This window comes from Coriobacteriia bacterium (genome assembly GCA_041658765.1).
GTDB lineage: Bacteria > Actinomycetota > Coriobacteriia > Anaerosomatales > JBAZZO01 > JBAZZO01.
Genome location: JBAZZO010000023.1, coordinates 1 through 9,747, shown reverse-complemented (window position 1 = coordinate 9,747; position 9,747 = coordinate 1). Strand labels below are relative to the sequence as shown.

6 protein-coding genes are annotated in these 9,747 nt (G+C 70.3%); 5 read left to right on the top strand and 1 reads right to left on the bottom strand.

The annotated features are described in order from the left end of the window. From WC971_10550 to WC971_10540, 3 genes are all read left to right on the top strand, one after another. On the top strand, positions 1-1,352 hold a 1,352-nt coding region (locus tag WC971_10550), incomplete at its 5' end, for an RHS repeat-associated core domain-containing protein (GenBank protein ID MFA5845253.1). A 344-nt stretch (positions 1,353-1,696) separates the two neighbouring features. After that, a complete protein-coding gene (locus WC971_10545) occupies positions 1,697-3,658 on the top strand; it encodes a hypothetical protein (GenBank protein ID MFA5845252.1) in 1,962 nt (653 codons plus the stop codon). Beyond that, complete coding sequence (locus WC971_10540; GenBank protein MFA5845251.1) at positions 3,659-4,963, top strand: HD domain-containing phosphohydrolase; 1,305 nt, start codon at positions 3,659-3,661, stop codon at positions 4,961-4,963. It abuts the gene before it with no gap. Between the two features lie 10 nt (positions 4,964-4,973). On the opposite strand, the gene WC971_10535 is transcribed toward WC971_10540, so the two are convergent. After that, positions 4,974-7,103: a SpoIID/LytB domain-containing protein gene (locus tag WC971_10535; protein MFA5845250.1), complete on the bottom strand. Its 2,130-nt coding sequence runs from the start codon at positions 7,101-7,103 to the stop codon at positions 4,974-4,976. Between the two features lie 163 nt (positions 7,104-7,266). On the opposite strand from WC971_10535, the gene WC971_10530 reads away from it, so the two are divergent. Both WC971_10530 and WC971_10525 read left to right on the top strand, forming a co-directional pair. Further along, entirely contained in the window at positions 7,267-8,568 is a 1,302-nt protein-coding gene (locus WC971_10530; GenBank protein MFA5845249.1) for a glycosyltransferase, read from the top strand. Further along, positions 8,565-9,747: glycosyltransferase family 4 protein (locus WC971_10525; protein MFA5845248.1), on the top strand; the 1,183-nt coding region annotated here is incomplete at its 3' end. The genes WC971_10530 and WC971_10525, both read left to right, overlap by 4 nt.

Here is a 9,747-nt window from a genome sequence, read left to right as displayed (position 1 = left end):
CACTCTCCCGCTCCTTCTCCTCCTTCGGCGAGATGGACTCCGAGTCGCTCGCGGTCGCCGGTGCGGCCGTCTCCTCGTATGCGCTCTCCCGCGACATGGCGGGGAGGATCGTCTCGCGGGTGGAGACACTCGCGGGGGCGGCGCACGCACTCGCCTACACCTACGACACGCTGGGGCGCCTGACCCTTGTCACCCGCGATGGGGGGATCGCCGAGTCCTACGCCTTCGACGGTGAGGGACGCCGCAGTGCGTACCGCGCACCCGTGCGCGGGGTGGATGAGACGCTGGCGCTTTCCTACGACGCCGACGGGAGGGTGCTCTCCTGCGGCGCTGTCGCCTATACCTGGGATGAGGACGGGAGAGTCCTCACCCGTACCGGCGCGGACGGCCTCACCACCTACACCCACACCGCTGCCGGCGAACTCTCGCGGGTGGGCCTTCCCGACGGGAGGGTGCTCACCTACACCTACGACGGTGCGGGCAGGCGCGTGGCGAAGGCCGTCGACGGCGTGGTCAGCGAACGCTACCTGATCGCCGACGACGGGAGGTTGCTCGCCACCTACGACGGCTCGGGTTCGCTTACCTCACGCTTCACCTACGCCGACGCCCGCGTGCCGTATCAGATGACCACACCCTCGGGCACCTACTCGCTCGCCTTCGACCAGACCGGGTCTCTGCGTGCGGTGGCGACCAGTGGCGGGGTGGTGGTCAAGACCATCGACTGGGACTCCTTCGGCAACGTCACCTACGACTCCGCACCGGGGATGAGGGTGGCGATAGGGTTCGCGGGCGGTATCATCGATGAGGACACCGGTCTTTCACACTTCGGGGCGAGGGACTACGACCCGGCGCTGGGGCGCTTCACCACACCGGACCCCATCGACTTCTCGGGCGGGGACACGGACCTCTACGCGTACTGCGCGGGGGACCCGGTGGGGAGGGTGGATCCGAGCGGGCTGGCGTGCAACGACGCGGGATACGGAAATCGCGGACCAGTGCCTGCCTGTTCGTCGTGCCACACGACCACATTGCGTTCGACAGAGGTGCAAGGGCTTGAGCTGGACTGCTACGCGAACCTTCAGCTCACGTATCCGCCTTACATGAGGGGATGGATTCTCGACTCTCGGACGGGAGTACATACGTACGCGGGGGTTGCGAGAGGCACGCTGGGTGCGTCTGTGACCTTGTCAACATCTGAAGTCAGGCCTGGTTGGTATGCGGCCTTCGACTCGTTTGCATCAGGGTTGGCGGGTGGGTCCCTTGGTTTGAGCATCACTCGGAACCCAGAACCGTTCGCGGAGATCGGCGCAGGGACTCCAGGTTGGTCTCTATCAGTCTTCAGGGTCAGGTGATGAAGGTGAGTGTGGATTCATGGGGCGTGCTCTTCATCGTGTGTGGCGTCGCCGTGATAGTACTCCGCAAGCGTCACGCTACGGTGAGCCGGAATTGGGAAGAGCGTCTCGGAGGTTTCGTCCACGATGCCAAGTATCACGAGTATAGTCTCCTGGTGATCGGAATCTTGCTGATTGCCGCAGGTCTTCTCCGCGTCTTCGATGTCATCTAGCCGAAACGTACGGCGGGCGGCATCTCGGACCTTGCCGTAGCCCTTTCCCTCCCCCCGCCCCCGCTCGCCGAAACCCCGGTTTCCGCAAATACCCCCACTTCGCGTATCGTGTTACCTGCGGAGGGGGCGACCGTGGAAGAGAACGCGACCATCGGCGCTGTGGTACGGAACCTGGGATCCGCGTGGCGTGCCGCGCGGCTATACCCGTCGGGCAGCCCGATGACGGTCCAGGCCGCCGAAGCCGTCTGCGAGGCGGTCGAGGAATACATCCAGGCCGAGCCCTCCCTGAAGCTCGACGTCGTGCGCGAGGGATTCGTGCTGCGCGGCCTCGACGGCGTGCTCGCCGGCCCAGGCGTCCCCGAGCTGGTCGACGCGCTCGGGGCACACGGCGTGGGCGAACTCCACTTCGTCGCGCCTCCCACCCCGGAAGAGGTCATCGCGCTCCTCAACGCGGCGCAGATGCGCCCTCACGAGCTGCAGGCGCACGGCGGGATGGGGATCATGCTGAGCCAGCAGGGCGTCGGTGGGATCAAGGTGATCGCCCTGGTGCTCTCGAAGGTCGAGGCGCCTCCCGAGATCCCCGAGGAGGAGGCCGACAAGTTCTTCGCCGAGTTGGCGGCGGACGCCGGCCGGCTCGCCGAGTGGCTGCGCGCGCTGCTCGCCTTCGACGACGAGGGACTGATCGAAGGCATCCTCACGCTCGCGACGGCCTCCGGCGACGTGCGGGTCTTCGGGCGGACGATGGCCGCCGCCTTCGCCGAACAGGATTCGGATGCGAAGGACCGGCTGCTCGAGGTCTCGATGGAGCTCGAGCCGGTGCGCGAGGTCATGGTCGAGATGCTCGCGAACGTCTCGTCCGTCGAACTCACGGCGGCAATCCGCGGCGGCCGCTACGGGACGAACCTGATGTCGCTCTCGTACGCGCTCACCAAGCTCCCGGTGGGCGAGCGAGCCGGGGAGCTCCTGCGCGAGACCGAGGCGGCGCTGAGCGCCGCCGACGTGGGCGAGACCGAGACACTCTTCCTCGAGAGGATGATCGGTGTGCGCCGTGAGACGGCGCCCGAACCGCCTCTCGTGGACGTGAGGCCCATCTACCGCTCCGTGTTGGAGAGCGCTCGGGTGCCGGCGCAGCAGCTGGCGGCCGTCGAGGCGCTGATCTCGGCGCGCCACCGGCTCGATCCCGAGGGCGTCGCCACGGTCATGCGCCTCCTGGAGACAGCGGACGACTTCGAGCCGTACTGCCACGTCCTCGAGGCGCTCGCCTCGAGTGTCCCGCATCTGTTCGAGGTCGGGGACGGGCGACTCGCCATGACGGTCGTCAGGGAGATAGCGCGGCTCTCGCTCACGTCGGGGAAGCCCTGGCCGGACCTGCACGTCCGCCTCGAAGCCGCGATCGAGGAGGCATGCGGCACGCGCTCGATGTCCGCGCTGTTGGCGCTGTACTCCACCGACGATCAGGCGGTCGAATACGCCAAGGAGCTCGTCACGCTAGGTGGCGAGAAGGCCACGAGCGGTGTCGCCACCGCCGCGCTCGCCTCCGAGGCCGAGGACGCGATGACCGCCGCCGAGGCGGTGCTCGGCAGACGCCTTCCCGAACTCCTCGCGCCGGAGGCCCCGCGCGTGGACTCGCGCCATGCAGCCCGGCTCGCGGAGCTGTTCGCCCGCGACGGCGGGCCGTGGTGCATGCAGGCGCTCGCGCAACTCGTCGCCCGGCCCGAGGACCGTGTCCGCTCGGAGACGGCGCGGGGCATCGGCGAGGCCGGCGGCCAGGTGCTTTTCCAGTTCATGCCGAAGCTGCTCCGTGACGAGTCCTATGCGGTCGCCGTCGTCAGTGCGCGCGTGCTGGCCCACGCCGAGGAACCGGGCGCCGTCGAGATGCTCGCGACCCGTCTGGGCGAGTTCGAGGGCGAGAAGGACCTTCCCGCGGCGCGCTACATCATCGCGCTGCTCGTGAGCTCCACCTCGAAAGCGGTGGACGAGGCGCTCACGCGGATCGCGGACCAGCGCGCGTTCATGCGCAAGGGGTGGCACGTCGAGATGAAGCGGCTCGCTCGCGAGGCGCTCGACGCAAGGAAAGCGAAGGGGCTGGGTTAGATGGGCGCCCTCCAGATAGCGAACGCGCTCGCTCCCGCGCGAAGGGCCGTGCGCCTGTACCCGCCGGAGCATCCCACGCACCGGGAGGCGTTGGCCGACCTCGTCGCGGCCGTGACGGAGTCGGTCGACGTGCGGCCGCTCTCGCTGAACATCCGCAACGGGCGCCTCTACGAAGGCAGCGACGTCGTCACCGATGCGAGCCCCGCCGCGAAGGCACTCGCCGAGGCGATGGAAGTCCGTCGCATCGAGAGCCTGACGTTCCACATCGGGTTCGGCCAGGTCGACGCGATCGGGATCAGCGAGGTCCTGAGCCTCCGGCCGTCGCCGGAACTGCAGGTGCAGGTCGAGATGGAGGAGCGCGGCGTCCAGGCGGTGACGGTCTCGGAGCTCGAGGACAACTCGTCCGCCGAGGCCGAGGAGCGCGACCGTCGTCGCGAGGCCGACCGCGCACTCTACCGTCACGCTCTCGCCGGGCTCAAGGACGTCGTCGCCGCGACCGGCGAGGGGACCCACATGGAGCCGCTCGTGGCGATGCGCACCCTCGCCGAGCTCATCGAGCGCGTCACCGAGGACCTGTACGCGATCATCGCGCTCGCGGGGATGACGGGTCACGGCGAGCGCTCGAGGTTCCACGCGGTCGGCGTCATGCTGCACGCCCTCGTCCTCGGCAGGGTGCTCGAACTGCCCGACCACGCCCTGCTCTCCCTCGGGCTCGCCGCCTTGCTGCACGACGCGGGGATGACCCTTCCTATCGAGGGAGACGCCGACGCGTTGCGCGCGGCCCATCCCATCGCCGGCGCGCGGGCGCTGGGCTCGGTGTCGGACGCGGACTGCTTCTCGATGATCGTGGCGTACGAGCACCACATGGGAGCGGACGGCTCGGGCTTTCCCGAGCGCGACTCGGGCTACGCCACGCATCCGTACAGCCGCATCGTCGCCGTCGTCGACCGCTACGACGGTCTTACCAGGCCGGCCACCGGGCCCGCGTTGCGTCCGGACGAGGCGGTCGCCCAGCTGTTGCGCGAAGCGTCGGGCGGGCCGCTCGACCCGGTGATGACCCGGATGTTCGTGCAGGCCCTCGGCGTGATACCGGTGGGCAGCGCGGTGCGTCTCGCGGACCACTCGGTGGGGATCGTCAGGGAGCCGGGACCGGACCCTCTGCGTCCCTGCATCCGCCTCATCCTGTGCCCGGACGGGACCGAGATGCGTCCCGCGATCGATGTCGACCTCGTCGAGGACGAGCGGGCGATCGTCGACGTCATCCCGACCGATCTGATCGGCGTGCACGCCTCGGACTACCTGTAGCGCGTCTTCGTCAGCGTCCGTTCGCGTCGATCGCGTCGAGCGTGATGATGTAGCCGCCCGACGCGGGGTTGCGGGTGCGTGCGGGTGAGATCCGCAGTGTGTGCGCGCGGTTCCCGAGCTCGCCGGAGTCCCACACGGTCCGCAGGAGCTCGAGCCTCGCCGCGTAGAGGTCGACCAGGACGGCTGCTCCGCCGTCGAGGGAGACGAGCGCGACGCCGTAGTTGCGGTTGCGCGGCGCCACGATGCGCGCGCGTGTGCCCGTAAAGGCGAACGTCACGGACGCCGTGGGCGCCTGCGTGTAGGTGTAGCCGCCTCCCGACATCGCAGGGTTCGTCGCGGTGGTCCACGCCCCGGTGTAGCGCGCGCGGGAGTCGGACTCCTCGAAGCGGCGCAGAGTGGGCGGCGCGGACGCCTGCAGGAGCGAGCCGCCGGTGATGTCGACGGCGTCGAGCGCGACGGCGTATCCCGCGCTCGCGGCGGACTTCGTGCCGGTCACGACGATCTCGACGGTGTGTGTGGCGTCGGACAGCCCGCTCCTGGACCACAGCGCCTGACGGAACTGCGGTCGCGTCGAGTAGAGGTCGACGAGGGCGGCCGGCGCACCGTCGAGGAAGATGCGAGCCCGGCCGTAGCGCGGCGAGCGGTTGCCCACCCAGCGGAAGCCCGTGCCGTGGAACGTGATCACCGCGCGCGAGCCGGCCACGGCCGACCACGTGCAGGTACCGCCGGAGAGCGACGTCGCGCTCGCGGTACGCCACGCGCCGCCGTAGGCGATCCGGGCGTTGGACTGCTCGTAGCGCACGTAGGTGGGCGCCGGGGTCGTCGCGCGCACCCAGAACTTCGAGGACTTGAGGCGCAGCGCGCTCTGGAACGTCGTGCCGCGGATGCGGAAGGCGACGCCGGTCGACCACCGGATGGTCATGTACGGAACGTACCCGGAGGCCGCCCGCTCGGTCGAGACCGAGACGATCGTCGCGGGCGAGGGCGCCGAGTAGTCGTAGCGCCCGTTGTTGCCGAAGTCGTAGGAGCGGATCCGGCCGGCGAGAGTCGCCGGGGTGTAGACGATGGCAGAGCCCCACGACGCGTGGTCGGGGCTGTCGATGTCGTAGTCGTCCACGCCGCGGTAGTAAGGCTGCGATGCACTGGTCACCCACACGTCCTCGACGTTCGCGGTGTGTCCGCCGCTCGCGGAGGAGAAGAACGTCCGCACCACCGTCGAGCCGTACTTCACGAGCTGCCCGCGGGTGGCGTCGACAGCCGAGTTCGTGCGTGGCTTCTCGTGCCGGTCGACGCTCGCGCCCGAGAAGCCGTTGTAGACCTGCGACTGCGTCGTGCAGTACAGCGTCGAACCGGCGGCGGCGGAGCCGTACGCGTAGCTGCGTGCCGCGACCGCTTGGGCCTTGAGGGCCTCCGTGGGCCAGCTCGACGGCGACTCTCGAGGCACGACTCCGTAGAGGTACTGGTCGAGTCCGACGTAGTTGACCGCCTTGGTGGCGGGCCGTCCCGACGTGTCCGTGGTGGGCAGGAAGCGGATGGTGCCGCGCCAGATGACGTTCCACTCGTGGAACGGGCCGCTCGGCCCGAGGATCTGCACGAGCGAAGCCGAGCGCGAGGCACCCGCCCGCACGACGACGGAGCCGTGGAAGACCTTCAGGATCGCGCCAGGCACCCACGCGCCGTTCGTGTAGCGGTCCGCATGCACGCGCACGTCGGTTCCGCTCGCGGTGATCCAGTAGTTGTACCTGCCCGAAAGGTCGATGCGCGTGGCGGAGGCGTCGTAGTCGTAGACGGTGACCGTCGTGACGTCGTTACCCGCGCCGACCCTCCAGGTCTGCCGGGCTGCAGCCATGTCGTCGAGATGGACCATGACCGTCGGCGCGGTGCCGGTGCCGATCGTGGTGCCCTGGTAGTAGTGGTTGAGGATCCACGCGTAGCCGAATCCGCGTGAGGCGTAGCCCTTCGCACCGTACTGCGAGAGCCCGATGCCGTGTCCCCATCCGCGGCCGGTGATGGAGAAGGTGGCGCTCTCGGTCGCGAGGGCGGTGACGGGAGCGAGGAGCATCGCGAGGGTGGTCGCTACAAGGAGGGCGGCGAACGCGCGACGGGCACGCGGGAGTCTTATGCGGGAGAGGGATGACATGGAGCGGGGACCTCTTGTTCTGTGTCGAAAGGCTACATCTCCCCGTATCGGTCCGGTGACGGTCCGGCATGAGGCGCGACACGGGAGGTCGGCCTTCATTATACACTACGGTCGGGCGGGCCCGGCTCGAAGGGTCCCCGCACGGTCGACACGGAAGGCTCCGATGCCCGGCGACCTCCTCCTCATCACCTACGAGTTCCCGCCGTCCGGCGGCGGGGGCGTCCAGCGCGTCGCCAAGTTCTGCCGCTACCTGCCCGCGGCGGGTTGGTGGCCGGCCGTCGTCGCGGCCTCCCCGGTGGCCGGCCGTCCGCTCGACGAGTCGCTTGAGTCCGAGGTCCGCGGGACGCCGGTCGTGCGCGTCCCGGGCCGCCATGTCGCGAGTGCACTCGCGCGTGCGCTCCGGCCGCTGAAGGCGCTCGCGCGCCGTTCCGGCGGCGGCGAGGGACGGCCCGCCTCGGGGCCGTCGGGCGTACCGGCGCTGTCGGGCCGTCTCGCGCGCTTCGTAGCGGTCCCCGACGACGCCGCGTTCTGGATCGGCCCCGCGGTCCGAGCGGGCGTGGATCTCGGCCGCGAACGTGATGTGAGTGCTGTGCTCGCCTCCGGTCCGCCGCATTCCGCGCTCGTCGCGGGAGCGCGCGTCGCCCGCGAGCTCGGCGTGCCCTTCGTCGCGGACATGCGCGACGCATGGAGAGACAACCCGGTGAAGTGGTGGCCTACGCCGGCGCACGAGGCGCGCTCGCTCGCGCTCGAGCGTGCCGTTCTGGCGAGCGCCGATGTCGTGCTCGCCGTGTCGGAGCCCATCGCCGCCGAGGCGCGGGAGATGGGCGCGCACGAGGCGCTGGTCCTTCCGAACGGCTTCGATCCCGCCGACCTGCCCCGATGGCGGCCGCACGCGGAAGGGCCGCTGCGCGTCGTCTTCATGGGGACGGTCTACCGCGGCCATTCGGACCCGGGCGTCTTCCTGAAGGGGATGGCCGAGGCCGTCTCGCGGGGTGTGGACGTGACGCTCGACCTGGTCGGCTCCGCGCCGGGATCGCTTTCCGGGGATGTCGCCGCGCTCGGCCTCGCCGACCGGGTGACCCTGCACGGCTACCTCCCGCATGCGGAGGCGCTCGCCGCCGCGGGGGCGGCCGACGTCGGGCTCGTGCTGATCGCCGGTCGTCCGGGCGCGAAGGCGTCCGTCACAGGCAAGCTCTACGAGTATCTCGGGATGGGACTTCCCGCGCTCGTCGCCGGTCCGCCCGACGGGGCCGCCGCTTCACTCGTGCGGCAGGCGCGCGCGGGCGAGGTCGTCGCGCCGGACGACCCGGCCGCCGTCGCCGAGGTGCTGGCGCGCCTCGAGCGCGCGAAGCGCGACGGCTCGCTCGGCCGGGACCTCGACACGTCCGTCGTTGCCGTCTTCGACCGGCGCGCGCAGGCCGCGCGTCTCGCCTCCGTCCTCGACGGGCTGGTGGACCGCTCGTGAGCGCGCGCGCGGGCAAGGTCTGCATCGTGCAGTACAACGCGTCGAAGTACCTCACGAGGGTCGATCGCGCGGCTCGCGCGCTGGCCGAGGACGGGTGGGAGGTCGTCCTCGTCGCGCTGAAGGACGACGACACGCCAGCCATCGAGGAGCGCGACGGCTACGTCGTCAAGCGCGTGACTCTGCGCTCGCGCCGCCTGCCGCGAGGCTTCGGGCTCAAGTTCCTGCGCTTCGCCGAGGGCATCTGGCGGACGTTCGCCACCGCGTGGCGCGAGGACGCCGACGTCTACGACGCTCGGGACGCCTACCCGCTGCTCGCCTGCCATCTCGCAGCGCGCCTGAGAGGCGCGCTGCTCGTCTACGACGCCGACGAGCTCGCGCTCGGGCGCAACTGGACGGTCGCCGCGAACCCGGCATGGCGATGGGCGATGAAGCGCTACGAGGGCTTCTACCTGCGCCGCGCCGCGACTGTGATCACCAGCGACGCCGGCCGCGCCGACTTCATGGCGGCCGAGCACGGCGTGAGTCGGCCCATCGTCGTGCGCAACGTGCCCGAGACCATCGAGGAGCCCGATCCCGACGAGGAGTTCCGCCGCCGCGCGCTCGGCGGCAAGCGGTTCCTCCTCATCTACCAGGGCGTTCTGATACCCAACCGCGGCCTGCCCGAGCTCATCGACGCGATGCGGGAGCTGCGCGATTGCCGTCTGGCGCTCGTCGGCTACGGATCGCTCGAAGGCGAGCTTCGCGCGAAGGTCGAGCGCGAGAGGCTGCAGGCCAGCGTCGAGGTCTTCGACGCCGTGCCGTACGAGCGGCTGATGCGCTACACGGCGGCGGCGGACGTCGGGCTGATCCCGCTCGTCGGCTCGTGTCTCTCGTACGTGTACGCCGCGCCGAACAAGCTCTTCGAGTACATGATGGTCGGCCTGCCCGTCGTCGTCAGCGACCTGCCCGACATGGCCGCGGTCGTGCGAGAGGAGCGCGTGGGCACGCTGATAGGCGACCCGCGCGACCCCTCCTCGATCGCCGCGGCCGTGCGCGAGCTGCTCGACGGCGCCGAGGACATCGGCGCCGTCGGCGCCCGCGCTCGCGAGGCGGCGCTCGCCCGCCACCGCTGGGAGCTCGAGCGCGACGTCCTCCTGCGCGCCTTCCGCTCGCTGCCGCTGCGCGGCACGCGCCCGCGGC